The 24,621-nt window shown below is 64.8% G+C and carries 21 protein-coding genes, 2 tRNA genes and 1 pseudogene; 16 read left to right on the plus strand and 8 right to left on the minus strand.

Annotation, left to right across the window (positions count from 1 at the left end):
- Positions 1 to 1,385 (plus strand): annotated as a pseudogene (locus tag BST40_RS01355) (M20/M25/M40 family metallo-hydrolase).
- Here the strand turns inward: BST40_RS01355 and bcp are convergent.
- On the minus strand, positions 1,336 to 1,809 hold the full coding sequence (gene bcp, locus BST40_RS01360) for a thioredoxin-dependent thiol peroxidase (RefSeq protein WP_075548412.1): 474 nt from the start codon (positions 1,807 to 1,809) through the stop codon (positions 1,336 to 1,338). The pseudogene BST40_RS01355 and the gene bcp overlap by 50 nt on opposite strands.
- Positions 1,810 to 1,900: 91 nt before the next feature.
- Here bcp and BST40_RS01365 point away from each other — a divergent pair, with 91 nt between their 5' ends.
- Positions 1,901 to 2,128 (plus strand): DUF3618 domain-containing protein, encoded by a 228-nt coding sequence (locus BST40_RS01365; RefSeq protein ID WP_023366000.1) that lies wholly within the window; start codon positions 1,901 to 1,903, stop codon positions 2,126 to 2,128.
- A gap of 243 nt (positions 2,129 to 2,371) precedes the next feature.
- Here the strand turns inward: BST40_RS01365 and BST40_RS01370 are convergent.
- Positions 2,372 to 2,444: transfer RNA gene (locus BST40_RS01370), tRNA-Lys, on the minus strand.
- A gap of 207 nt (positions 2,445 to 2,651) precedes the next feature.
- Here BST40_RS01370 and BST40_RS01375 point away from each other — a divergent pair.
- On the plus strand, positions 2,652 to 3,848 hold the full coding sequence (locus tag BST40_RS01375) for a L,D-transpeptidase (RefSeq protein ID WP_075548411.1): 1,197 nt from the start codon (positions 2,652 to 2,654) through the stop codon (positions 3,846 to 3,848).
- A 156-nt stretch (positions 3,849 to 4,004) separates the two neighbouring features.
- Here the strand turns inward: BST40_RS01375 and BST40_RS01380 are convergent.
- Positions 4,005 to 4,080 (minus strand) — tRNA-His (locus BST40_RS01380).
- A gap of 55 nt (positions 4,081 to 4,135) precedes the next feature.
- Entirely contained in the window at positions 4,136 to 4,783 is a 648-nt protein-coding gene (gene orn, locus BST40_RS01385; protein ID WP_083153189.1) for an oligoribonuclease, read from the minus strand.
- A 107-nt stretch (positions 4,784 to 4,890) separates the two neighbouring features.
- Here orn and BST40_RS01390 point away from each other — a divergent pair, with 107 nt between their 5' ends.
- Complete coding sequence (locus BST40_RS01390; protein WP_075548409.1) at positions 4,891 to 6,486, plus strand: helicase HerA-like domain-containing protein; 1,596 nt, start codon at positions 4,891 to 4,893, stop codon at positions 6,484 to 6,486.
- 99 nt (positions 6,487 to 6,585) lie between these two features.
- On the opposite strand, the gene BST40_RS01395 is transcribed toward BST40_RS01390, so the two are convergent.
- On the minus strand, positions 6,586 to 7,905 hold the full coding sequence (locus BST40_RS01395) for a radical SAM/SPASM domain-containing protein (RefSeq protein ID WP_131808336.1): 1,320 nt from the start codon (positions 7,903 to 7,905) through the stop codon (positions 6,586 to 6,588).
- A gap of 481 nt (positions 7,906 to 8,386) precedes the next feature.
- Between BST40_RS01395 and BST40_RS01400 the strand changes: the two genes are divergently transcribed.
- Positions 8,387 to 8,701, plus strand: a complete 315-nt coding sequence (locus BST40_RS01400) for a PE domain-containing protein (protein WP_075548407.1) — start codon at positions 8,387 to 8,389, stop codon at positions 8,699 to 8,701.
- A 214-nt stretch (positions 8,702 to 8,915) separates the two neighbouring features.
- On the opposite strand, the gene cmrA is transcribed toward BST40_RS01400, so the two are convergent.
- Positions 8,916 to 9,722: a mycolate reductase gene (gene cmrA, locus BST40_RS01405; protein WP_075548475.1), complete on the minus strand. Its 807-nt coding sequence runs from the start codon at positions 9,720 to 9,722 to the stop codon at positions 8,916 to 8,918.
- Between the two features lie 78 nt (positions 9,723 to 9,800).
- On the opposite strand from cmrA, the gene BST40_RS01410 reads away from it, so the two are divergent.
- A complete protein-coding gene (locus tag BST40_RS01410; RefSeq protein WP_075548406.1) occupies positions 9,801 to 11,141 on the plus strand; it encodes an MFS transporter in 1,341 nt (446 codons plus the stop codon).
- Here the strand turns inward: BST40_RS01410 and BST40_RS01415 are convergent.
- Positions 11,138 to 11,929: an MmpS family transport accessory protein gene (locus BST40_RS01415; RefSeq protein ID WP_083153191.1), complete on the minus strand. Its 792-nt coding sequence runs from the start codon at positions 11,927 to 11,929 to the stop codon at positions 11,138 to 11,140. The genes BST40_RS01410 and BST40_RS01415 overlap by 4 nt on opposite strands.
- A gap of 246 nt (positions 11,930 to 12,175) precedes the next feature.
- On the opposite strand from BST40_RS01415, the gene BST40_RS01420 reads away from it, so the two are divergent.
- The gene (locus tag BST40_RS01420; RefSeq protein ID WP_158083987.1) at positions 12,176 to 13,225 is read left to right on the plus strand and encodes an LLM class flavin-dependent oxidoreductase; all 1,050 of its coding nucleotides are present in this window, start codon (positions 12,176 to 12,178) and stop codon (positions 13,223 to 13,225) included.
- Here the strand turns inward: BST40_RS01420 and BST40_RS01425 are convergent.
- The gene (locus tag BST40_RS01425) at positions 13,212 to 13,853 is read right to left on the minus strand and encodes an SACE_7040 family transcriptional regulator (RefSeq protein WP_075548403.1); all 642 of its coding nucleotides are present in this window, start codon (positions 13,851 to 13,853) and stop codon (positions 13,212 to 13,214) included. The two genes, BST40_RS01420 and BST40_RS01425, sit on opposite strands and share 14 nt — an antisense overlap.
- 101 nt (positions 13,854 to 13,954) lie before the next feature.
- On the opposite strand from BST40_RS01425, the gene BST40_RS01430 reads away from it, so the two are divergent.
- The 9 genes from BST40_RS01430 to pdhA all read left to right on the plus strand — a co-directional run bounded on the left by BST40_RS01430 (position 13,955) and on the right by pdhA (position 24,614).
- Complete coding sequence (locus BST40_RS01430; RefSeq protein WP_075548402.1) at positions 13,955 to 15,598, plus strand: AMP-binding protein; 1,644 nt, start codon at positions 13,955 to 13,957, stop codon at positions 15,596 to 15,598.
- 122 nt (positions 15,599 to 15,720) lie between these two features.
- Entirely contained in the window at positions 15,721 to 16,464 is a 744-nt protein-coding gene (locus BST40_RS01435; protein WP_075548401.1) for a CoA transferase subunit A, read from the plus strand.
- A complete protein-coding gene (locus tag BST40_RS01440) occupies positions 16,464 to 17,111 on the plus strand; it encodes a CoA transferase subunit B (protein ID WP_075548400.1) in 648 nt (215 codons plus the stop codon). The genes BST40_RS01435 and BST40_RS01440 overlap by 1 nt, the downstream gene beginning before the upstream one ends.
- A complete protein-coding gene (locus BST40_RS01445; RefSeq protein WP_075548399.1) occupies positions 17,108 to 18,688 on the plus strand; it encodes a carboxyl transferase domain-containing protein in 1,581 nt (526 codons plus the stop codon). The genes BST40_RS01440 and BST40_RS01445 overlap by 4 nt, the downstream gene beginning before the upstream one ends.
- Before the next feature lie 4 nt (positions 18,689 to 18,692).
- Positions 18,693 to 20,666: an acetyl/propionyl/methylcrotonyl-CoA carboxylase subunit alpha gene (locus BST40_RS01450; protein ID WP_075548474.1), complete on the plus strand. Its 1,974-nt coding sequence runs from the start codon at positions 18,693 to 18,695 to the stop codon at positions 20,664 to 20,666.
- Positions 20,663 to 21,829 carry an acyl-CoA dehydrogenase family protein gene (locus tag BST40_RS01455; protein WP_075548398.1) on the plus strand — a complete coding sequence of 389 codons (1,167 nt, stop codon included), beginning with the start codon at positions 20,663 to 20,665 and terminating at the stop codon, positions 21,827 to 21,829. The genes BST40_RS01450 and BST40_RS01455 overlap by 4 nt, the downstream gene beginning before the upstream one ends.
- Complete coding sequence (locus tag BST40_RS01460) at positions 21,826 to 22,383, plus strand: MaoC family dehydratase (RefSeq protein ID WP_089024966.1); 558 nt, start codon at positions 21,826 to 21,828, stop codon at positions 22,381 to 22,383. Before BST40_RS01455 ends, BST40_RS01460 begins: the two co-directional genes overlap by 4 nt.
- On the plus strand, positions 22,380 to 23,201 hold the full coding sequence (locus BST40_RS01465; protein ID WP_083153192.1) for an HpcH/HpaI aldolase/citrate lyase family protein: 822 nt from the start codon (positions 22,380 to 22,382) through the stop codon (positions 23,199 to 23,201). Before BST40_RS01460 ends, BST40_RS01465 begins: the two co-directional genes overlap by 4 nt.
- Positions 23,202 to 23,522: 321 nt before the next feature.
- Positions 23,523 to 24,614, plus strand: coding sequence for a pyruvate dehydrogenase (acetyl-transferring) E1 component subunit alpha (gene pdhA, locus BST40_RS01475; protein ID WP_075548394.1), 1,092 nt, complete (start codon positions 23,523 to 23,525; stop codon positions 24,612 to 24,614).
- Positions 24,615 to 24,621 lie beyond the last annotated feature (7 nt).

The following is a 24,621-nucleotide window of genomic DNA, read 5'->3' on the forward strand; positions in this document are numbered from 1 at the left end:
GTGACTGATCTGGTTGAGCGGGTTCGTGCGGTGTTGCCGTCGGTGCGGCGTGATCTCGAAGATCTGGTACGCATCGACTCCGTCTGGGCCGACCCGACGCGACACGGTCAGGTATATCGCAGTGCACAGGCGGTGGCGGATTTGTTATCGCATGCGGGTTTTGACGATGTGCGGAAAGTCAGTGAAGGCGGTGCGCCGGCGGTCATCGCGCGGTATCCGGCGCCACCGGGTGCGCCGACGGTGCTGCTGTATGCCCACCATGACGTGCAGCCCGAGGGTGACCGCGACCAGTGGGCTTCGCCGCCTTTCGAGCCCACCGAACGCGACGGACGACTGTACGGGCGTGGCACCGCCGACGACAAGGCCGGGATCGCAACGCATTTGGCCGCATTCCGGGCCCACGGCGGCCGGCCGCCGGTGGGCGTGACCGTCTTCGTCGAGGGCGAGGAAGAATCCGGATCTCCGTCACTGGGCCGATTGCTCGCCGCCCACCGCGACCTGCTGGCCGCCGACGTGATCGTCATCGCCGACTCGGACAATTGGAGCACCGACATCCCCGCGCTGACGGTGTCGCTACGCGGATTGGCCGATTGCGTGGTAGAGGTCGCCACGCTCGACCACGGGCTGCACTCCGGTTTGTGGGGCGGTGTGGTTCCCGACGCATTGAGCGTGCTGGTGCGGCTGCTGGCCAGCTTGCACGACGACGACGGCAACGTGGCGGTCGCAGGGCTGCATGAAACCGACGTTGCAGCCCTGAATTTCCCGGACTACCCGCCCGAGCGGGTGCGCGCAGACGCGGGTCTGCTCGACGGGGTATCGGAAATCGGTTCCGGTTCGGTGCCCCAGCGGCTTTGGGCCAAACCCGCGATCACCGTGATCGGTGTCGACACCACATCGGTTGCGGCAGCATCGAATACATTGATTCCGCGGGCTCAAGCCAAGATCAGTCTGCGAGTTGCGCCCGGCGGCGATGCCGTGGCGCACCTGGACGCTCTGGAGGCCCATCTGCAGCGGCACGTGCCGTGGGGCGCACAGGTCAGTGTCCGGCGCGGCGAGGTCGGCCAGCCGTACGCCATCGAGGCCAGCGGCCCTGTCTATGACGCCGCCCGGGCGGCGTTCCGGCGGGCGTGGGGCACCGATCCCATCGACATGGGCATGGGTGGGTCGATTCCGTTCATCGCCGAGTTCGCCCGGGCGTTCCCTGAGGCCAAAATTCTGGTCACCGGCGTGGAGGATCCCGCGACGCAGGCGCACAGCATCAACGAAAGCCTGCACCTGGGGGTGTTGGAACGGGCCGCGGTCGCCGAAGCGCTGTTGCTGGCCAACCTGACCTGATCAGACCGACAGGTCGCGGCGAAGCTTGGCGACGTGTCCGGTGGCCTTGACGTTGTACTGGGCGACGGCGACCTCGCCCGTCTCGTCGACGACGAATGTGGACCGGATCACACCCTGGACGGTCTTGCCGTACATCTTCTTCTCGCCGTAGGCGCCCCAGGCCGTCAACACGGTGCGATCGGGATCGGACAGCAGCGGGAATGTCAGTCCCTCGGCATCGCGGAACTTGGCCAGCTTGGCCGGCGGGTCGGGGGAGATTCCCACCACGTCCAGGCCGGCGTCGTTGAGGTCGCGGAGGTTGTCGCGGAAATCGCAGGCCTCTTTGGTGCATCCCGGTGTCGAGGCGGCTGGGTAGAAGTACACGACGACGCGGCGTCCCCGGTAGTCGGCCAGCGACACGGTATTGCCGTCGGCGTCGGGCAGGCGGAACGCGGGCGCTTTGTCGCCCGGCGCCAGGCGGGTGGACTCGCTCAACGTAGGTCCCTTTCTGTTCACCGGAGCGTTGGGACTCGCACCGGCTCATCTAGGGTAGTTCGTCAGGTGCACCTACTTGGAGGACAGACACGTGGCGGACCGTGATCCCGAGACCATCAAGCAGGAGATCGACCTCGCCCGCGACCAGCTGGCGGCAACGGTCGACTCGCTTGTTGAGCGTGCCAATCCCCGCCGCCTCGCCGACGACGTGAAGGCCAAGGTGATCGAATTCGTCACCAAACCTGCGGTGACCGTGACCCTGGTGGGCGTCGGGTCTGTCGTCGTGATCGTGGTGATCCGCAACATCAGGAATCGGTGAGCGCTGCGGCGGCAACCGTCACCGGGCCGCGTGGGTGACACGTAACCTTCAGGCTCGCAAGGCATCTGGCGAAAGCGTGACCCGCGGCGTTACTGGGCGGCCGGCCGGAACCAAGTGCAGTTCGGCGGTAGAACCCCCACCGAATTCCCTTGTGTAGGTGGCCTTCCCGCGTCGTGCTCGGGTATCGATCACAGCGCGGCGCCGAGGTGCCCGGTCAACCCGGCGGACCGACGCGGGGAGGTGTGCGCCGTCAGGGTTTCGAACCCCGGACCCGCTGATTAAGAGTCAGCTGCTCTACCAACTGAGCTAACGGCGCCGTGGACGGCCAGAGACCGCGTACGCGACAATAACAGGCATCGTGGCGCAGTGGGAAATCTCCAGATCACGACGGGGTGAGGTGCGACACTGAACGACGGCGACGAGCCGACAATTCTGCCACGGCCGCGGTCAGACACTACAATACAGGGAACAATCCAGGGTCAGCGGTGACCGAAGTAAGCAAGAGTATCTGGAAGGTCACGTGATGACGCCTTTGCGCAGAAGTCGATCGTGGCTGGCTGCGATCATGATCCCGGTCGCTGTTCTCGCCGTGGCGTGCAGCAGCGGCAGTGCGCCCGCGCCGGTCAAGGTCATCGTCAACAAAGGCACACCCTTCGCCGACCTGCTGGTGCCCAAGCTGACCGCGTCGGTGACCGACGGAGCCGTCGGTGTCACCGTGGATGCGCCCGTCACCGTCAGCGTTGCCGACGGTGTGCTGGCGGCGGTCACCATGGTGAACGAAAACGGCAAGTCGATCAGCGGGCAGCTCAGCCCCGACGGACTGCACTGGTCGACCACCGACCAACTCGGCTACAACCGGCGCTACACCCTCAGCGCAAAGGCGCTCGGACTGGGCGGCGCGGCGACTCGCCAGATGACATTTCAGACGAGCTCGCCCGCACACCTGACGATGCCCTATGTGAATCCGGGCGACGGCGAGGTGGTGGGGATCGGCGAGCCGGTGGCGATCCGGTTCGACGAGAACATCGCCGACCGGGTCGCTGCGGAGAAGGCCATCAAGATCACCACCAACCCGCCGGTCGAAGGCGCATTCTACTGGCTGAACAACCGCGAGGTGCGTTGGCGCCCAGAGCATTTCTGGAAGCCCGGCACCGCAGTCGACGTGGCGGTCAACACCTATGGCGTCGATCTCGGCGAGGGAATGTTCGGCGAGGACAACGTCAAGACGCACTTCACCATCGGCGACGAGGTCATCGCGACCGCGGACGACAGCACCAAGATACTGACGATCCGGGTCAACGGCGAGGTCGTGAAGACCATGCCGACGTCGATGGGTAAGGACAGCACGCCCACCGCCAACGGCGTCTACATCGTGGGCGCGCGGTTCAAACACATCATCATGGACTCCTCGACCTATGGGGTTCCGGTGAACTCGCCCAACGGGTATCGCACCGACGTCGACTGGGCCACCCAAATTTCCTACAGCGGCGTCTTCGTGCATTCCGCTCCGTGGTCGGTGGGCGCTCAAGGGCACACCAACACCAGCCACGGGTGCCTGAACGTGAGCCCGAGCAACGCCCAGTGGTTCTACGACCACATCAAGAGCGGTGACATCGTCGAAGTCGTCAACACCGTGGGAGGCACGCTGTCCGGCACGGACGGCCTTGGGGACTGGAACATTCCCTGGGATCAGTGGCGGGCCGGTAACGCCAAGGCATAGGCGCGCTTGCATTGCGGATAACCTTCTCGGGTCGGGACAATTGGGCGCGCCGCAGTCTCCTGTTATTCCGATAAACGTCGAGATTGCCGTGAGGGCTGTGCTTCGGCACTGATCACGACCATGGCGGCAATCTCGATGAAATGCCGATTCATCCTGTGGGGTGAGTGACGGGACTCGAACCCGCGACACCCAGGATCACAACCTGGTGCTCTACCAACTGAACTACACTCACCATGGCCGCCTGCCGGTCCTCCCAGAGGGAGGGCTAACGAGCGGCGACGTCGATATTAGCCGGTCGGAGGCTCCTCGGCCGAATCGATTATCCCCGGTGCGTCGGATTCGCCTTGAAGGTCGGCGACCACTGTGGCGATTTCGCTGGTAGATGGCCCCGGCGGAGGGACGAACGCGGTGCGCCGGTAGTAGCGCAGTTCGCGAATGGATTCGTGAATATCGGCTAACGCGCGGTGCGCCAGGCCTTTGGGCGGCTGGCCGAAGTAGATCCGCGGGTACCAGCGCCGGCAGAGCTCCTTGATCGAGCTGACGTCGATCATCCGGTAGTGCAGAAACGCGTCCAGCGCGGGCATGTCGCGGGCAATGAAGGACCGGTCGGTGGCGATGGAGTTTCCCGCCAGCGGCGCCGTCTTGGGCTGCTTGACGTGTTCGTTGATGTAGTCGAGCACCATCGCTTCGGCCATGGGCAGGTCGACGGTGGAAGCCTTGACTTCCTCGATCAGTCCCGAGCGGGTGTGCATCTCGGCAACGACGTCGATCATCGACGCCAGCGCGTCGTCGTCGGCGTGGATCACCACGTCCACTCCGTCGCCGAGAATGTTCAGGTCGGCGTCGGTGACCAGCACGGCGATCTCGATCAACTTGTCCGAAGCAATATTCAGCCCGGTCATCTCGCAGTCGATCCACACCAGTTCGTCACGCACAGCGCTCAAGAGTAGGCCTCTCGCCGCGGTCGTAACCGCAACACCCGGGCAAGTAGTGTGATTGCTTTGCCAACCGGTACGGGTAACGACGGGGAAGAGGTGGCGCGATGAGCACCGAAGCGGCGACCGGCGGGCTTGGCGGGCCCGCGCAGCGGATCGCGGCCGGTTACTCCGTGGCAGGCCAGGCGCTGGAATTGGGCACCGTCGTCGTCGACGGCGACGCCGACCCCTCTGCGCAGATTCGCATTCCCCTGGCCACCGTCAACCGGCACGGTTTGGTAGCCGGGGCCACGGGAACCGGGAAAACCAAAACGCTGCAGCTCATCGCCGAGCAGCTCAGCGCCGCGGGCGTGGCGGTGCTCATGGCCGACGTAAAGGGCGACCTGTCCGGCCTATCCCGCGCGGGTGAGGCCGACGACAAGGCGGCCGCACGGGCGAAAGATACCGGTGACAATTGGACGCCCACGGCCTTCCCGGTGGAGTTCCTGTCGCTGGGCACCAGTGGAGTCGGTGTCCCGGTGCGCGCGACCATCTCCAGCTTTGGACCTATTCTGTTGTCAAAGGTGTTGGCGCTCAACGCTACCCAGGAGTCGACGCTGGGGCTGATCTTCCACTGGGCCGACCAGCGGGGACTTCCGTTGCTGGACTTGAAAGATCTGCGTACCGTGATCAGCCATCTGACCAGCGACCAGGGTAAGGCGGAACTGAAAGCGCTTGGCGCCGTTTCACCGACGACTGCCGGTGTCATCTTGCGAGCATTGGTCAACCTCGAAGCCGAAGGTGCTGACACCTTCTTCGGCGAGCCGGAACTGAGACCTGACGACCTGATACGCGTAGACAGTCAGGGCCGCGGCATCATCTCGCTGCTGGAGTTCAGCGGTCAGTCGCTGCGCCCCGTGCTGTTTTCGACCTTCTTGATGTGGGTACTGGCCGACCTGTTCACCTATCTGCCCGAGGTGGGGGATCTGGACAAACCCAAGCTGGTCTTCTTTTTCGACGAGGCGCACTTGCTGTTCACCGACGCCTCCAAGGCTTTCCTGGAGCAGGTCGAGCAGACGGTCAAGCTCATTCGCTCCAAGGGAGTCGGGGTGTTCTTCTGCACCCAATTGCCGACGGATCTGCCCAACACGGTGCTGTCTCAGCTGGGGGCGCGGATCCAGCATGCGCTACGGGCGTTCACACCCGACGATCAAAAGGCGCTCAGCAAAACCGTTCGCACGTATCCGAAAACCGATGTCTACGACCTGCAATCGGCGCTGACGTCGCTGGGCATCGGTGAGGCCGTCGTGACCGTGCTCTCCGAGAAGGGCGCGCCGACCCCGGTGGCCTGGACCCGCATGCGGGTTCCCCGGTCGCTGATGGGCGCCATCGGCACCGACGCCGTTGCCGCGGCGGCTCTCTCGAGCCCGCTGCAGGCCGTGTACGGCCAGACCGTCGACCGGGTGTCCGCCCACGAAATGCTGAGCACCACATATGCGCCGGCAGAGGCGCCGCCACCGGTCCAGCCGCCGAGGGGGCAGTACGATCCGCTACCGTGGCCGGACGAGATCCAGGTGCCGCCTATGCCCGCGCCCGTTGAACCCAAGGGTCCCGGCATGTGGGAAGAGATTCTGAAGAACCCGACCGTGAAGAGCGCTATCAATACCGGGGTGCGCGAAATCACCCGCAGCATCTTCGGTACGGGGCGGCGTCGCCGCAAGTAACGAGCAGCCCGGTGTGATGCCGAAGCGGGGCGGGTCTGGCCAGCCGACGGGTGGCAGGTCCGTCGCACGCCGCCCGCGGCGTCGCTGCGGATCGTGAACCTATCTGGTCCGCGAAGCGCGAGGCACGCCGACGCTGGAGGTTGTGTGTTGCGGAATGCATGGCTGCTTCGGGTGGCTACGTGGAAACGTGCGCAGGAACTTCGGCGAATCCTTGTTAAGGGCTGGGGAGGCAACCAATTCGGCTATCGTCTGTGTGCGGACGTCGCCGATGATAATGGTTGAAAGAGCGCCCGAGTCGAATGTGTAGACTTCGCCATTGGCCGAGATGAAGAAATGCGTTCGCGCCCGCTTGTCAATCGTGCCGGACGCGATTTTCAACCGGGGGTAGGCTTGTTGCAAGTGCAGTACCCGTTCCTGGAAACCCGACCGATCGATCTGCATTCGTTCTCGCAGGGCGCGTGGCGATCGCAGGTCCCACCACTGAAACAGATGCCAGGCGAACACCGCGTCAAAACTGGACAACGTTCGTGCGATGTTCTCCAGGTCATCAACATTGCTCCTGGTAACGGTTGTGTTCACCTTAATCGGTATACTATATGCGGCGCAAAGGCTAATTGCGTGTAGAATCCGCGCGAACAGGTCACTCTTTCCTTTGCGGAAATCTGCGATTACGTCGTCTCGACCGCCATCGAGCGGTAATCCCACATAAGAAACCCTTCCGCTCAGCGCTTTGGCCATCTCGGGCGTGAGCCTGTATCCCACGGTATCGATGCCAACATAAAGCCCACACGTGTGAGCATGGTCGACAAATTCGAGAATATGTTCCCATTCGAGTGGATCGCCGCCGGATACGATTAGTTCCTCCACGCCGGCATTCACGAGTTTTTCTACTACCGCCTTGGCGTCTTGAAGATCCAGTGTTTCAGAATTGAATATGTTGTAACACCCCACACATACCAGCGGACACCGGTTGTAGATGCCCCAGTTCGCTTGTTTGAGTCGACCGCTCGTACTGCGTGCGGATTCCGCAAGCATCGCACGAACACTGCGGTGCACATCGAGAGCGTTCTGGCGCAGGGCTTCCGATAGATCGCACCCAGGACGCGTAGCCCGCATCAACAGCTGGTCGGCCCGGCGCAGCGAGCGAGCAGTGGGCATGCATTGAGCAAGAGTAGTTGCGAGCTGATAACAAACGATGTCCGTCGGCGCCACCCGAAACTGACTCTCCAGCTCCGCTTCCAGCCCTTTGAAACCAGCGATCGTAAAATTCTCGAACAACAACCGACGCTCGAAAGAACTGCGCCGGTCAACCGACGGTTTGATCCAGTCGACCGGTCGCAACAGGCTGTCGCTTTGTTGGGACCCCATTGGGAATGCGGTACCGGAGTCACCATTGAGTGGTAATACATCAGACGTCACATCGACCTCACCATTGCTAAGGCACTGTTCGTCGCGTCATTAATGCTCGGATATTCAGTCCGTCCTTCCGGTGTACAGCTGGTTTCGGTGTGGATTCTTTGTGCGAACATCGGAGATACCACCAGGGTGAGATTAAATTGGTGCATGGCTCTGCCCCTGGCCGGCGTGGCGAAGATGTCGCGTCGGTGAGCCGATATGGGTTCGATCGGCGCGACGACGCATGGCGTATTTTCCGCACTCAGGCAGCAGTATTGTCCGTCGCCACGGCTTGTTGCTTACTCGCGTCCGGTGTGAGTGTCCATAGATTCTCGCACCCGCGCTTCATTGCGTGTCCGAAACCATATCGAGAACTTTTCGTTAGGTCAAGCGATTAGTCATGATAATTCAAATTTATGTATTCAGCGACAATATCGATCGACTGAATTGTTGAAATTATTCTAGTCTGAATCGGTTCGCCACACGTGTTGGAAGGGGTGCAGTGATGACATTGCGGGTAGTTCCTGAGGGTTTGGCGGCGGCCAGTGCTGCGGTGGAAGCGCTGACCGCTCGGTTGGCGGCTGCACATGCTGCGGCGGCGCCGGTGATTGCGGCGGTGGTACCGCCGGCGGCTGATCCGGTGTCGTTACAGACTGGGATCTCGTTTAGCGCACTGGCTAGTGAGCACGTTGCGGTGGCCGCTGAAGCGGTCGAAGAGCTGGGCCGTTCTGGAGTCGGTGTGGGCGAATCCGGCATCAGCTACGCGGCCGGTGATGCCGCGGCGGCAGCGACTTATCTGGGTGCTGGCGGCTTGGCATGACGGAACCGGTGTGGCTGGCCGCGCCGCCGGAGGTGCAGTCGACGTTCCGTTGCCGTCGATGGTGCAACGAGCTCGAAATTCAAGGCCCGCACCTGTAGTGGCGTGCCGCCGCGGACTCGACACCCGCAATCGCGTGGTTCTTTCGCTCGCTCACTCAGCCGTGGTCGATCACGGCAGCGGCGGCCGCCGAGACCGGCTCTGCCGCATCCTGTTACTAGCCGCCCCCGAGCTTCTTATAGAAGCTGCCGACGATCGGCGCGACGATGGCACGCGGCGCATACTGACTTGCCACCGACATGGCCTTCGACGTCAGGCCGGGAACCACGCGCATCTTGTTGCGCTCCAAGGCATCCAGCGATACCCGGGCGGTGTGCTCCGTCGAGATCCACAAAAACTCCGGCACCAGGCGCTCGACGAGCGACGCCTCGCCCTCAGCGGGCAAATCGGTACGCACCGGTCCCGGTGCCAGCAGCGTGACGTGCACACCGGACCCGCGTAGTTCACCGCGCAACGATTCGCTGAAGGTGTTGGCGAACGCTTTCGTGGCGGCATAGGTCGCGTTGTACGGGATGGGCGAATTTCCTGCTGCCGAGCCGGAAATCAAAATACCGCCGGCCTTGCGCGCGACCATGCCGGGCAGCACCGCCAAGGTGAGGTCGTGCACCGCAACGGCATTCAGCTGTACTTGAGCTCTTTCCCCCGCCGGGTCGAGCGACGCGAGCGGGCCGAACGTCCCCGTGCCTGCATTGGCGCACAGCATCGAGATGTGCCGTTCCGCTAATTCGTCGCACAGCTTCGTCCGCTCCTCCGGGTCGGCGAGATCGGCTGGCCGCACCTCGACGGCGACGCGATACTTGTCGGTCAGGCGGGCTGCGAGTTCGGTCAGCAGGGCTTCGCGACGCGCGGTGACGATCAGACTGTGTCCGCGTGCGGCCAATTCGGTGGCCAGCGCCTCGCCGATATTCTGCGAAGCTCCGGTGACAACGGCGCGGGCGTCGGGACTCGGAGCGGGTATCGGCATGCGCCAATCGTAGACAAGCGGCATGCGCAGTCGGGCGCAGCGGGTCGCTGCCAACACCAATCAAATAGAGTGCCGGACATGACCAACCGGGGTTTGGGCACGTATGTGCGATCTCGGGTAGTGGCCTGGGCGTTGTGGGACTCGGGTTCTACTGGCCTGAATGCGATCGTGACCACCTTCGTGTTCTCCGTCTATCTGACCAGCACCGTGGGAGAGGGCATGCCCGGCGGTAGCTCGCCGGCGAGTTGGTTGGGTCGGGCCGGGGCGGCCGCCGGGTTGACTATCGCGTTGCTGGCTCCGGTGGTGGGTGTGTGGGTCGAATCCCCGCATCGGCGGCGGGTGACGCTGGGCGTATTGACGGGCCTGGCCGTGGGACTAACTGCTGCGATGTTTCTGATTCGCGATAGCCCCGGGTACCTGTGGCCCGGGTTGGCGTTGTTGGCGGCGACGGCGTCGTGCAGTGACCTGGCCAGCGTCCCGTACAACGCGATGCTGCGCCAGCTTTCGACACCGGAGACGGCCGGCCGGATTTCCGGCTTCGGGTGGGCAGCAGGTTACGTCGGAAGTGTCCTGCTGCTGTTGTTGGTCTATGTCGGCTTCATGGCCGGCGCCGGTGACGTTCGTGGAGTGCTGCATCTGTCCGCCCATGACGGACTCAACGTCCGGGCGGCGATGCTGTTGGCCGCGGCGTGGCTGGCCTTGCTGGCTCTGCCGCTGTTGTTCGTCGCGCATAGACTGCCCGATACCGTTGGAGTGCCTCGCACGACTACGAGCATGTCGGGTGCCTACCGAAAACTGTGGACGGACATCACCGCTGAATGGCGCCGCGACCGCAATCTGGTCTACTTCCTCGTCGCCAGCGCGATCTTCCGGGATGGGCTGGCGGCCATGTTTGCCTTCGGTGCGGTACTGGGTGTCAACGTGTACGGGCTTACCCAGGCCGACGTCCTGGTGTTCGGGGTAGCCGGAAGTGTGGTGGCCGCGGTCGGCGCGGTGCTGGGCGGATTGGTTGACCACCGACTCGGCTCCAAGCCGGTCATTGTCGCATCGCTGGCCGCGATCTTGGCGGCGGCACTGACCTTGATGGCGCTCTCGGGTGCGGTGGCGTTCTGGGTATGCGGACTGCTGCTGTGTCTTTTCATCGGACCGTCGCAGTCGTCGGCGCGCGCATTGTTGTTGCGCATGGCTCAACATGGCAAGGAGGGGGTTGCCTTCGGGCTGTACACGATGACGGGCCGGGCGGTGGCATTCCTGGGACCGTGGTTGTTTTCGGTCTTCGTTGATGTGTTCAGCGCGGTCCGCGCCGGGTTGGGCGGTATTTGCCTGGTGTTGCTGGTGGGCCTGCTGGCCATGCTGGCCGTGCGCGTTCCGCGCCGCAGCGTCGTCATAGCCGACGAAGCGGTAACCGAGTCGAGTTAGCCGGAGGCGTCGCAGATGGTGAGGCCCACCCCGGTGCGCTGGCGTACCTGAACTCCGGCCACCGTTACCGAGCAGGTCACGTTGTGCCCGATGTTGATAATGGTGACGCTGGCGGGGTGCAGGGAAGCTTTCGGCAGGCTCACCTCTTTGCTCCACGGCAGCGCGACGTTGAACTCGGTCTGTATGACGTCACCGGTATCGATATAGGTCACGCTGATCGCGCGGCCCTCGCCGGTGACGTTGTAGACGACGGTCTGCATCGCGCCGGGGGTGGGCGTCTCGGTGGGGGTCCCGGAGCCTCCCGTCGTTGTGGGCGCCGGCACGATGCTGGGTGTCGGTGTCAGCGTTCGTGTCGTCGGCGGCTTGAGTGTTGAGCTCGGGGTAGGCATCGGCGGCAGGGGCTCGACGGCGGTCTGGTTCTTGACCGACATGTTCGCGATCACCAACGCGATGACCAACCCGACGACAAGCAGGACGGCCGCACCGGCAGCGACCCACAACCATCGCGGGGTGCTCGGACCGTGCGGCGGTGGCGCGGCCCCGTGAAGCACTTCGCCCGGCTCCGGGTGGTCGTGCTGCCAATATTGGGGCGGTAGTTGCTGGGTCGGGTTCGGTTCGTAGGCGCCGGGCGCCCACTGGGGAATGTGGCCGCTATAGGTGGGCGCATAGGGCGCCTGGCCGGCGTAAGCCGGGTCGACGGGCGGCGGATTTACCGGACCCTGCGGCCACGTGGGTGCGGGCCCCGGTTGGGGGGGACCATACCGCTGGGGTCGGCGTGGATCGTTCATGCCCACCTCATGGTTTGAAGGGTACCTAAGAGTTGAGCGGCCGTGCCGCCGCACCGCTCCGGCGGCAAGGCCGTGCCGGACGGAGCCCTTACTCACCGCGGGGAAAGGCAACTACCGCCGCATTCTTCAACAACCGTTGATGTGTTTGTGCAAGCCAAGTATTGTTTTCTTCAACTACCGCTGAAGAACGTATCCACAGTAAGCGCGGCAAGCTTCGCGCGGTAACAGGAACCGGGGGTGAACGGCGTGAAATTCGGAATCGATGTACCGACGTGCCTGTCCGGGATGGCCTACCCGGTCCCGTTCGCCACGGCCGACGAGGTGATTCGGATCGCCGTCGAGGCCGAGGCACTCGGCTTTCACGAGGTCGCCGGCAATGATCATCTGAGCACCCAACGGTTCGTGCGGGAGGCGTGGTCGGTCCCACCGGACTACTTCGAGCCGCTGATGATGCTGGCGACGATCGCGGCCAAGACATCGGTGGTGCGGCTGGCTACCGGGATCCTCGTCTTGCCGATGCGTGAGCCGGTGCTGTTGGCCAAGCAGGTCGCCACACTGGATCAGATCAGCGGCGGGCGCGTCACCTTGGCGGTAGCAGCAGGCGGGTACCGAGACGAATTCGAAGCGGTAGCACCGGATTTGGCCGACGCGTCGCGCACCCGGCTGACGGCCGAGGGCATCGAGGCGTTGCGCATTCTGTTCGGGCAGCGTCGGTCGACCTATGAGGGCCGGTACCGCCGATTCTGCGATGTCGAGTCGTATCCCAAGCCGGTCCAGTCGCCGTTGCCGATCTTCTCCGGCGGCAATGCCAAGGGCGCCATTCGCCGGGCGGGTGAACAATGTCAGGGTTGGCTGCCGGCCAAGCTAGGGCCGGACGAAATAGCCTCTGGCCGAGACGAAGTCGCGAAATTCGCTCGAGCTGCGGGCCGCGATCCCGCCGAGGTGACGATCGGATTGCAGACGGTCGTGTGCCTGGCTCCGACCGCTGAGAAAGCACGTGAGCGCCTGGAGCGGTCGACATTCGAGCTGTTCCGGACCTCGCTGCGGGACACCATGATGAAGGGCGTCAGTCTGGATAAGTACGTGGCCGACAATCTCATCGGCACGCCGGATCAGGTGTGCGCCAAGGTAGCTGCGTTCGAGCGCGCCGGGCTGGACGGGTTCTACGCCACCTTGTTCGTCGCCAATGCCGTGAGCGAAATGCTGGAACAGATGCGGCTTTTCGCCAAGTATGTGATCCCGGCCTTTCCGGACTTCCCGGCCTCCCGGCCGACTCTGAACGCTAGTGGTCAGTGACTCGCAGCGCCGCCACGGTCATGGCACGCATGATGGTGCGGGAACGCAGTACCCGCGCCGATCTGGCATCGGCCGACTTCATGCTGTGCGGTGTGGAGTTCAGCAGCCCGAACACGGCGTGCGCCATCAGCCGCGCATCCGCTTCGGCCAGGTCGGGATCACGCTCGCGCAACACCCCCACCCAGACCTCCACGTACTGGCGCTGCGCTTTGCGCACCTGACGTTCGGCTGCTGCCGGCAGGTGCGCAAGGTCACGGTCCTGGATTCGGATCAGATCCGGTTCACCCAGCGCAAAGTCGAGGTGAAAATCAATGAGCCCATCCAACGTTGCGGCCGGATCAGAACCCCGGGCAGTCACATCGCGGGCGCCGGCGAGGAGCCGGGAGCTGATGCCGACCAACAACTCAACGAGCAGCGACTCTTTGTTGGGGAAGTGCCGATAGATCGCCGGACCGCTGATGCCCGCCGCGGCACCAATGTCCTCCAACCGTACCGCGAGAAAACCGCGTTCGGCGAATAGCCGTTCAGCGGCCGACAACAGCTGCAGACGCCGGTCCGACTTCAACTGACTGCGGCGACTTGGGGCTTCAGGTTGAGCGGGCCGGCCGTCCGGAGCGGACGCTGTCATGACGGCCTCCGTAGAAAACTCGTCCTGGACACTTCGGTTAATCGTCACTAACGTAGCACGGGTTAGTCGATGTTAACCCGTACGCGGCAGGCGGAGGAACCGTGGCAGCCAACGGGGCTGCAGATTACAGCGGACTTTCTTATGAGCGCGGTCCCAGCGTGCCCGCCCTGCTGGAGACCACCATCGGCATCAATCTCGCCCAGACCGCCTCCCGGCACGGACACCGGGACGCGCTGGTCGACGTGCATGCCGGGCGACGCTGGAGTTACGCCGAATTCCTGGCGGACGTCCGGAGATTGGCTACCGGACTAGTGCGCGCAGGGATCGGCGTAGGCGACCGAGTGGGGATTTGGGCGCCCAACCGGTGGGAGTGGGTGTTGGTTCAATACGCGACCGCAGAAATCGGCGCCATCCTGGTGACCGTGAACCCGGCCTACCGGTCCAGCGAGTTGCGTTATGCGCTAAGGCAATCCGGAGTCTGCATGATCATCGCCGCGCCGGGCTTCAAGGATGCGGATTACCGGGCGATATTGGCCGAGGTGGCGCCCGATTGCCCGGACCTGCGGGAAGCGGTGTTCATGGGCAGCAGTCGGTGGGACGAGCTGGCCGGTACCCAGGCCGACACTGCTGCGCTGCAACAGATCGCGGCGACACTGACCGGCAGTGACCCGGTCAACATTCAATACACCTCTGGCACAACGGGTCATCCGAAAGGCGTCACGCTCAGCCACCTCAACATCCTCAACAACGGATATTTCGTGGGGGAGTTGCTCGACTACACCGCCGCCGATCGGATCTGCATTCCGGCGCCGTTCTATCACTGCTTCGGCATGGTGCTGGGCAACTTGGCCGCCACCAGCCATGGCGCTGCCGTGGTGATTCCGGCACCCGGGTTCGACCCTGCCGCCACCCTGCGGGCCGTCCAGATCGAACGGTGCACCAGCCTCTACGGCGTGCCGACCATGTTCATCGCCGAACTTGGACTGCCGGACTTCGCCGACTATGACCTCACCAGCCTGCGTACCGGGATCATCGCCGGCTCGACGTGCCCGGTCGAAGTGATGCGCAGGGTGATCGAACAGATGAATATGCCGGCGATCTCGATTTGCTATGGCATGACCGAAACATCTCCGGTCTCCACCCAGACCCATACCGATGATCCCCTGGAGCGTCGGGTCAGCACGGTCGGCCGGGTGGGGCCGCATCTAGAGATCAAGGTGGTGGAGCCGGTCACCGGCGAGACCGTGCCCCGCGGCGTCCCCGGTGAGTTCTGCACCCGGGGTTATTCGGTGATGGCCGGTTACTGGAATGACCCGGAGCGGACCGCAGAAGTGATCGACGCCGACGGCTGGATGCATACCGGAGACCTGGCCGCCATGGACGCATGCGGGTACGTGCAGATCACCGGCCGGATCAAGGACATCGTCATTCGCGGTGGCGAGAATATTTCGCCCCGCGAGATCGAGGAGTTCCTGCACACCCACCCCGACGTCGTCGATGCCCACGTCATCGGCGTGCCCGACGAACGCGTGGGCGAAGAGCTCATGGCGGTGGTCAAGCTGCGGGACGGCGCACCGCAGTTGACCATCGCGCGGCTACACGAATTCTGCGCGGGCCGCATCGCCAGGTTCAAGATTCCGCGGTATCTGCGGATCGTCGACGAGTTCCCCATGACTGTCACCGGCAAGATCCGCAAAGTCGAATTGCGTCAACAGGCAATCGACTACCTGCAAGGTCGAGGGTGAGCACCCGGATGCTGGTTACCGTCCCTTTACCCACCGCGCGGGCGGTGGTATTGTCATGCCCCGGTTAATGATGATTAACTGAAGAACCCAGCCGGCCGGACAGCGAGGAGACTTTGCGGGTAATGGACAAGGTGGTGGCTACCGCTGCCGAAGCGGTAGCGGACATAACCGACGGGTCCTCCCTGGCGGTTGGCGGGTTCGGGCTTTGCGGCATTCCGGAGGCGTTGATCTCGGCGCTGGTGGACAGCGGTGTCACTGACCTCGAGACGGTGTCGAACAACTGCGGCATCGACGGGATCGGTCTGGGAGTGTTGTTGGAGCACAAGAGGATTCGTAGGACTATCTCCTCGTATGTGGGAGAGAACAGGGAGTTTGCTCGGCAATTCCTGGCCGGCGAGCTCGAGGTGGAACTCACCCCGCAGGGCACGCTGGCCGAGCGGCTGCGCGCCGGCGGCATGGGCATCCCGGCCTTCTATACGCCGGCCGGTGTGGGTACCCAGATTGCCGACGGCGGGCTGCCGTGGCGTTACGACGCGTCGGGTGCGGTAGCGGTGGTGTCGCCTCCGAAGGAGACTCGCGAGTTCGACGGTGTCACATACGTTTTGGAGCGGGGAATTCGCACCGACTTCGCGCTGGTGCATGCCTGGAAAGGGGACCGGCACGGCAACCTGGTGTACCGCTACGCTGCCGCCAACTTCAACCCCGAGTGCGCGCCCGCGGGGAGGATCACGATTGCCGAGGTGGAACACCTCGTCGAGCCGGGTGAAATCGACCCGGCGATGGTGCACACCCCGGGTGTGTTCGTGCAGCGGGTGGTACACGTGCCCAATCCCACCAAGCGGATCGAGAAGGAGACGGTGCGCTGATGACCTGGAGCAGAGACGGGATGGCCGCACGGGTCGCCGCCGAATTCCGCGACGGCCAGTATGTCAACCTCGGCATCGGAATGCCCACCTTGATTCCCAACCACATTCCCGACGGCGTGATCGTTGTCCTGCACTCCGAAAACGGGATCCTGGGCGTCGGACCATATCCCAAGCCCGAGGATCTCGATGCCGACCTGATCAACGCCGGCAAGGAGACCGTGACCACGCTGCCGGGCGCGGCGTTCTTCGGCTCGTCGACCTCTTTCGGCATCATCCGCGGCGGCCATCTCGACGTCGCGGTGCTTGGCGCCATGCAGGTTTCGGTCACCGGCGACCTCGCTAACTGGATGATCCCGGGCAAGATGGTCAAGGGCATGGGCGGCGCGATGGACCTGGTGCACGGCGCCCGCAAGGTGATCGTGATGATGGAGCATGCGGCCAAAGACGGCAGCCCCAAGATCGTCGAGCAGTGCACGCTGCCATTGACCGGCGTGGGCTGCGTGGACCGCATCGTCACGGAATTGGCGGTCATCGATGTCTGCGACGACGGCCTGCATTTGATCGAGACCGCGCCCGAGGTGACGGTCGACGAGGTCGTGGCGAGAACTGAACCACGGCTCATATTGCGGGATCTGGTTACCCCGTGACCGCCGTCGCCGCACCGTCCTTCGCCGACGAGCACCGCAGGCTGGTGGCCGAGTTGAACACCAAGCTCGCCACTACCGCACTGGGCGGCAGCGAACGCGCGCGAGAGCGTCACGTCAGCCGTGGCAAGCTGCTGCCCCGGGAACGGGTGGATCGGCTGCTCGATCCGGGCAGCCCGTTCCTGGAGTTGGCGCCCTTGGCTGCCAACGGAATGTACGACGACGAGTCGCCGGGCGCCGGGATCATCACCGGAATCGGCCGGGTATCCGGGCGCGAGTGCGTGATCGTCGCCAACGACGCGACGGTCAAGGGCGGGACCTACTACCCGATCACGGTCAAGAAGCACCTGCGCGCCCAGGAGATCGCGCTGCAGAATCGACTGCCGTGCATCTACCTGGTCGACTCCGGCGGCGCCTTCCTGCCACGCCAGGACGAGGTGTTTCCCGACCGCGAGCATTTCGGGCGGATCTTCTACAACCAGGCGACCATGAGCGCCAAGGGAATTCCGCAAGTGGCGGCAGTTCTGGGCTCCTGCACGGCCGGCGGCGCCTATGTGCCGGCGATGAGCGACGAGGCCGTCATCGTCCGTGAGCAGGGCACCATCTTCCTGGGCGGACCGCCACTGGTCAAGGCCGCCACCGGCGAGATCGTCACGGCCGAGGAGCTCGGCGGCGGCGACTTGCACTCGCGGACATCGGGTGTCACCGACCATCTCGCCGACGACGACGAACATGCGTTGCGCATCGTGCGCTCCATCGCGGCCACCTTCGCGCCCCGCGATCCGGCTCAGTGGGACGTGACGCGTGTGGTCGACCCCAAGTACCCGCAGGCCGAGCTTTACGGCGTGGTTCCCCCCGACCCGAGGGTGCCCTACGACGTGCACGAGGTTCTGCTGCGACTGGTCGACGGCAGCGAATTCACGGAATTCAAGGCAAAATACGGCAAGACTCTGGTGACCGCCTTCGCGCGCATCTACGGACACCCGGTCGGCATCGTCGCCAACAACGGCGTATTGTTCAGTGAATCCGCGCTCAAGGGTGCGCATTTCATCGAACTGTGCGACAAGCGCAAGATCCCGCTGCTGTTCCTGCAGAACATCGCCGGGTTCATGGTCGGCCGGGACTACGAGGCCGGCGGTATCGCCAAGCACGGCGCCAAAATGGTCACCGCCGTGGCCTGTGCCCGGGTGCCGAAGTTGACCGTCGTGATCGGCGGATCCTATGGTGCAGGCAACTATTCGATGTGCGGACGGGCGTACTCGCCGCGCTTCCTATGGATGTGGCCGAATGCGCGGATCTCGGTGATGGGCGGCGAGCAGGCGGCGTCGGTGCTGGCCACCGTGCGCGGTGAGCAGCTGTCCGCGGCCGGCACGCCCTGGCCTGCTGACGATGAGGAGGCGTTCAAGGCGCCGATTCGTGAGCAGTACGAGTGCCAGGGCAACCCCTATTATTCGACCGCCCGCCTGTGGGACGACGGCATCATCGATCCGGCTGATACTAGAACTGTTGTCGGGCTTGCTCTTTCAGTGTGCTCTCGGGCACCGCTGGAACCGGTTTCCTACGGCGTCTTCCGGATGTGACGTGATGTTTGACACGGTATTAGTGGCCAACCGCGGCGAGATCGCGGTGCGGGTGATCAGCACTCTGCGCCGGCTAGGGATCCGCTCGGTGGCGGTCTACAGCGACCCCGACGCCGGCGCGCGGCATGTGCTGGAAGCGGACGAAGCGGTGCGGCTGGGGCCGGCTCCGGCGCGCGACAGCTACCTGGACATCAACAAGGTGCTCGACGCCGCCGCGCGTACCGGATCGCAGGCGATCCACCCCGGTTACGGGTTCCTTTCGGAGAAGGCCGATTTCGCGGCAGCCTGTGAGCGTGCCGGGATCGTTTTCCTCGGGCCGCCGACGCGGGCGATCGAGGTGATGGGTGACAAGATCACCGCCAAGAACGCGGTCGCCGCCTTCGACGTGCCTGTCGTACCCGGCGTTGCCAAGCCGGGGCTCAGCGACGACGACCTGGTGGCGGCGGCCGCCGGGGTCGGCTATCCGGTGCTGATCAAGCCGTCCGCGGGCGGTGGCGGCAAGGGAATGCGGTTGGTCGAGGACCCGGCGCGGCTGCGTGACGCGCTGGTGAGTGCGCGTCGCGAAGCCGGCTCCTCCTTCGGTGACGACACCCTGTTCCTGGAGCGATTCGTATTGCGGCCCAGGCATATCGAGGTGCAGGTGCTTGCCGACACACGCGGCAACGTGGTGCATCTGGGCGAGCGTGAGTGCAGCCTGCAGCGCCGCCATCAGAAGGTCATCGAGGAAGCGCCGTCGGCGCTGCTCGACACGCAGACGCGGGCGCGAATCGGCGCCGCCGCCTGCAACACCGCCCGCAGTGTCGACTACGTCGGCGCCGGAACGGTGGAATTCATCGTCTCCGCCGAGCGTCCCGACGAGTTCTTCTTCATGGAGATGAACACCCGCCTGCAAGTGGAACACCCGGTCACCGAGGCGGTCACCGGGCTGGATCTCGTCGAGTGGCAGCTACGGGTGGCTGCCGGCGAGAAGCTGCCATTTGCACAGGACGACATCGAACTGTCCGGACATGCGATCGAGGCGCGGGTGTACGCCGAGGATCCCGCACGCGGCTTTCTGCCCACCGGCGGGCGGGTGTTGCGGGTGATCGAACCCGCCGGTGCGGGTGTGCGGGTGGACTCGTCGCTGCTGGCGGGCACGGTGGTCGGCAGTGACTACGACCCGATGCTGAGCAAGGTGATCGCGCACGGGGCGGATCGCGAGCAGGCGCTGGCGCGGCTGGACCAGGCGCTGGCGCACACCGCGGTCCTGGGCGTGCAGACCAATGTCGAATTCCTGCGCTTCCTGCTGGCCGACGAGCGGGTGCAGTCCGGGGATTTGGACACCGCACTGCTGGACGAGCGGGTGGCCGACTTTGCGCCGCTGGCGGCGCCCGACGATGTGTTCGCCGCGGGTGGCCTCTACGTGCAATGGGTGTTGGCTCGCCAAGCTGCGGGCGACCTGTGGGCCGCCCCGAGCGGATGGCGAGTGGGCGGCGGTGGTGCCCCGGTGCGAACCGCGATGCAGACTCCGCTGCGTACCGAGACGGTGTCGGTGTGGGGCTTACCGGAGGCGGCCCGGGTGCAGGTCGGCGACGGTGAAATCCTGGGCGCCAGTGTGCAACTCGCGCGGGACCGGATGAGCGTGACGCTGAACGGGGTGCGCCGTGACTACCGATGGGCCGAGGCCGACCGCCACCTCTGGATCGCCGACGAGCGCGGAACCTGGCATATCCGCGAGGCCGAAGAGCGCAAGATTCATCGCGCTGCCGGCGAGCGGCAGGCCGAAGTCGTCAGCCCCATGCCCGGCAACGTCATCGCGGTGCAATCTGCCTCCGGCACCGAGGTTGCCGAGGGCGACGTGGTGGTGGTGGTGGAGGCGATGAAGATGGAACACGCGCTCACCGCACCGGTTTCGGGGCAGTTGGAGGTGCTGGTGTCCGTCGGAGAGCAGGTGAAGGTCGACCAGGTGTTGGCCCGGATCAAGGATCAAGGATCATGACGACGATGATTACCGCGGGGACATTACCCAAGGAATACCAAGACCTCAAAGACACGGTGGCTGACTTCGCGCGCACCGTGGTCGCGCCGGTATCGGCCAAACACGATGAGGAACACAGCTTCCCGTACGAAGTCGTCGCCAAGATGGGTGAGATGGGGCTGTTCGGCCTGCCGTTCCCCGAGGCTTACGGCGGCATGGGCGGCGACTATTTCGCGTTGGCGCTCGCGCTGGAGGAGCTCGGCAAGGTCGACCAGTCGGTGGCCATCACCTTGGAGGCCGCGGTCGGTCTGGGTGCGATGCCGATTTTCCGGTTCGGCACCGAAGAGCAGAAACACAAGTGGTTACCGGATCTGACCGCCGGCCGCGCGCTGGCCGGTTTCGGACTGACCGAGCCCGGTGCGGGCTCCGACGCGGGCAGCACCCGCACCACCGCTCGGCTCGAGGGGGATGAGTGGATCATCAACGGCAGCAAGCAGTTCATCACCAACTCGGGCACCGATATCACCTCGCTGGTCACCGTCACGGCCGTCACCGGAAGCGTGGCGGACGGCAAGAAGGAGATCTCGACGATCATCGTTCCCAGCGGCACACCGGGATTCACCGTCGAGCCGGTCTACAACAAGGTCGGCTGGAACGCGTCGGACACCCACCCGCTGACGTTCACCGATGCCCGCGTGCCGGCCGAAAACCTGCTGGGCGCTCAGGGAACGGGTTATGCCAACTTCTTGTCCATCCTCGACGAGGGCCGTATCGCAATTGCCGCGCTGGCGACCGGGGCGGCGCAGGGCTGCGTCGACGAGAGCGTTAAGTACGCCAAGGAACGTCAGTCGTTCGGCCAGCCTATCGGTTCGTATCAGGCGATCAGCTTCAAGATCGCACGGATGGAAGCGCGGGCCCACGTCGCGCGCACAGCGTACTACGAGGCTGCGGCAAAGATGTTGGCGGGCAAGCCCTTCAAAAAGGAGGCGGCGATCGCCAAGATGGTCTCGTCGGAAGCGGCGATGGACAACGCGCGCGACGCCACCCAGATTCACGGCGGCTACGGCTTCATGAACGAATACCCGGTGGCGCGTCACTACCGCGACAGCAAGGTCCTCGAAATCGGTGAGGGCACCACCGAGGTGCAACTGATGCTGATCGCACGATCACTGGGGCTGTCGTGAGCAGACCTGCCGGCGAGCGTGAACCTGGCGACACCACATCGGCGAGTCGCGTCGCAGAATCCACAGTCGGCGCAACGATAGTCCAGAGAGGCTTGTGGTTCGAAGAGTTCGAGATCGGAACCACCTACCTGCACCGACCCGGACGCACCGTCACCGAGGCAGACAACGTCGTGTTCACCACACTGACGATGAACACCCAATCGCTGCATCTCGACGCGGCCTGGGCGGCGCAGCAGCCGGGGTTTCGCGGTGAGCGGCTGGTGAACTCGATGTTCACCCTCTCGACGATGGTCGGGCTATCGGTGTCACAGCTGACGCTCGGCACCATCGTGGCCAACCTCGGTTTCGCGGAGGTGTCGTTTCCCAAGCCGGTCTTTCACGGCGACACCCTGTACGCCGAGACGGTGTGCACCGGCAAGCGGGAGTCGAAAAGCCGCCCCGGCGAAGGCATTGTCACCCTGGAGCACACCGCACGTAACCAGCACGGCGAGATAGTGGCCCGCGCGGTGCGCACCACGCTGGTCCAGAAACGGCCGGTCGAGGAGGCGCGATGAACCTACGCGCGGCGGGCCCGGGGTGGCTGTTCTGCCCGGCCGACCGCCCGGAGCGCTTCACCAAGGCCGCCGCTGCCGCCGACGTGGTGATCCTCGATCTCGAAGACGGTGTGGCCCAGGCGGAGAAGTCGGCCGCGCGTCAAGCGCTGCGCGACAACCCACTGGACCCCGAACGCACCGTGGTGCGCATCAACGCGGCCGGCACCGATGAGCAGGCCCGTGACTTGGAGGCATTGGGGGCCACCGCGTATCAGACGGTCATGCTGCCCAAGGCCGAGTCGGCGGCACAGGTGGCCGCGCTCGCACCGCGCGACGTCATCGCGCTGGTGGAGACGGCGCGCGGTGCGGTATTTGCCGCCGAGATCGCCGCCGTCGACGGCACCGTGGGAATGATGTGGGGGGCCGAGGACCTGATCGCCACCCTGGGCGGCAGCGCCAGCCGGCGCGCGGACGGCGGCTACCGGGATGTGGCCCGCCACGTGCGGTCAACGATCCTGCTGGCGGCGTCCGCGTTCGGCCGTTTGGCCCTGGATGCCGTGCACCTGGATATCCGCGACATCGAGGGCCTGCGGCAGGAGGCGATCGACGCTGCCGCGGTGGGTTTCGATGCCACAGTGTGCATTCACCCGAGCCAGGTCCCGGTGGTGCGCAAGGCGTATCGACCCAGCGACGAGAAGCTTGACTGGGCGCGGCGAGTGCTGGCCGCCTCGCGAAACGAGCGTGGGGTGTTCGCGTTCGAGGGGCAGATGGTCGACTCACCGGTGCTCAGGCACGCGGAAATGCTGTTGCGGCGGGCGGGGGAATCCGCGCTCGGGTGACGACGGCTTTGCTGTCGGTGGTCCCGGGGCGCGGACGTCGGACCGCGCCCGGCCGCCTCGTCTGGCTAGTTGGGGTGTCCCGACACGTGCGCACCGGCGCCGCCGATCAGCCCGGCGTCTTCGGATTTGGGAGCATAATGGGAGAAGCGCCAGTGTTGCGGCGATCCGAGCCGAATGGTCAGCCAGCCGCTGACTCCGGCTCCATGTAGTGCTGGCTCAGCTTTGCTATTGACCCGCCGCACCACGCGCGCCGACGCGAAGATGCGGCCTGCCCGGCGGGCATCCTCACCATGGCGTGACGGCGTGAGCTGAGGAGGCGGTATGGCTCGCAAGTGTCAGACACCGATGACGGTCGACCTCGAGCCGGTGCAACTCGTTGGCCCGGACGGCACACCGACCGCGGACGAGCATTACAGCCGCGATCTGTCCGCGGAGACGCTGTGCTGGCTCTACGAGATGATGGTGGTCACGCGGGAGCTGGACGACGAGTTCGTCAACCTGCAGCGCCAAGGTGAATTGGCGCTGTTCACACCCTGTCGTGGCCAGGAGGCTGCGCAGGTGGGAGCGGCCGCATGCCTGCGCGCGACCGACTGGTTGTTTCCGCAATACCGTGAATTGGGCGTATACCTGGTGCGTGGCATCCCGCCCGGACACGTGGGCGCCGCATGGCGCGGAAGCTGGCATGGCGGGCTGGAATTCACGAGGAAGTGCTGCGCTCCGATGTCCGTTCCGGTCGGCACCCAGACATTGCACGCCGTCGGCGCCGCGATGGCCGCCCAACGCCTCGGCGAGGACTCGGTGACTGTCGCCTTCCTGGGCGACGGCGCCACCAGCGAGGGCGACGTCCATGAGGCGCTGAATCTCGCCGGTGTATTCGGGGTGCCGTGCCTGTTCTATGTGCAGAACAACCAGTGGGCGATATCGACGCCAGTACGAAAGCAGACGGCTGCTGTTTCCCTCGCGCACAAGGCAATCGGCTATGGCATACCCGGCATCCGAGTGGACGGCAACGATGTGCTGGCGTGCTATGCGGTGATGGCCGAGGCCGCCGCTCGGGCCCGAGCCGGTAACGGTCCCACGCTGATCGAGGCGGTGACCTATCGCCTGGGCCCACACACCACCGCCGACGATCCCACCCGATATCGCGATCAGCAGGATCTGGATCGGTGGCTGGATCTGGACCCGATTCCACGCTTTCGGCGTTACCTGCAGGGCCTGGGGCTGTGGTCGCAGAGCCTCGAGGACCGGGTCGTCGCCCGTTCGAGGGGGCAACGGGCCGAACTGCGCGACGCCGTCTTTGACGCGCCCGATTTCGACGTCGACGAACTCTTCACCGCGGTCTACGCCCACATCACACCGGAGCTTGAAGCGCAGCGCCGGCAGTTGCGCGCCGAATTGGCGCGGACCGAATAGGGAGGCG

The organism is Mycobacterium persicum (genome assembly GCF_002086675.1).
GTDB lineage: Bacteria > Actinomycetota > Actinomycetes > Mycobacteriales > Mycobacteriaceae > Mycobacterium > Mycobacterium persicum.

Bases quoted from the DNA above. Each gene is read 5' to 3' on its own strand.
- BST40_RS01400 (WP_075548407.1), top strand. From the start codon at position 8,387: ATGACATTGCGGGTAGTTCCTGAGGGTTTGGCGGCGGCCAGTGCTGCG.
- BST40_RS01415 (WP_083153191.1), bottom strand. From the start codon at position 11,929: ATGAACGATCCACGCCGACCCCAGCGGTATGGTCCCCCCCAACCGGGG.
- BST40_RS01425 (WP_075548403.1), bottom strand. From the start codon at position 13,853: ATGACAGCGTCCGCTCCGGACGGCCGGCCCGCTCAACCTGAAGCCCCA.
- cmrA (WP_075548475.1), bottom strand. From the start codon at position 9,722: ATGCCGATACCCGCTCCGAGTCCCGACGCCCGCGCCGTTGTCACCGGA.
- BST40_RS01450 (WP_075548474.1), top strand. From the start codon at position 18,693: ATGTTTGACACGGTATTAGTGGCCAACCGCGGCGAGATCGCGGTGCGG.
- BST40_RS01440 (WP_075548400.1), top strand. From the start codon at position 16,464: ATGACCTGGAGCAGAGACGGGATGGCCGCACGGGTCGCCGCCGAATTC.
- BST40_RS01410 (WP_075548406.1), top strand. From the start codon at position 9,801: ATGACCAACCGGGGTTTGGGCACGTATGTGCGATCTCGGGTAGTGGCC.
- pdhA (WP_075548394.1), top strand. From the start codon at position 23,523: ATGGCTCGCAAGTGTCAGACACCGATGACGGTCGACCTCGAGCCGGTG.
- BST40_RS01375 (WP_075548411.1), top strand. From the start codon at position 2,652: ATGACGCCTTTGCGCAGAAGTCGATCGTGGCTGGCTGCGATCATGATC.
- BST40_RS01390 (WP_075548409.1), top strand. From the start codon at position 4,891: ATGAGCACCGAAGCGGCGACCGGCGGGCTTGGCGGGCCCGCGCAGCGG.
- BST40_RS01435 (WP_075548401.1), top strand. From the start codon at position 15,721: ATGGACAAGGTGGTGGCTACCGCTGCCGAAGCGGTAGCGGACATAACC.
- BST40_RS01455 (WP_075548398.1), top strand. From the start codon at position 20,663: ATGACGACGATGATTACCGCGGGGACATTACCCAAGGAATACCAAGAC.
- BST40_RS01465 (WP_083153192.1), top strand. From the start codon at position 22,380: ATGAACCTACGCGCGGCGGGCCCGGGGTGGCTGTTCTGCCCGGCCGAC.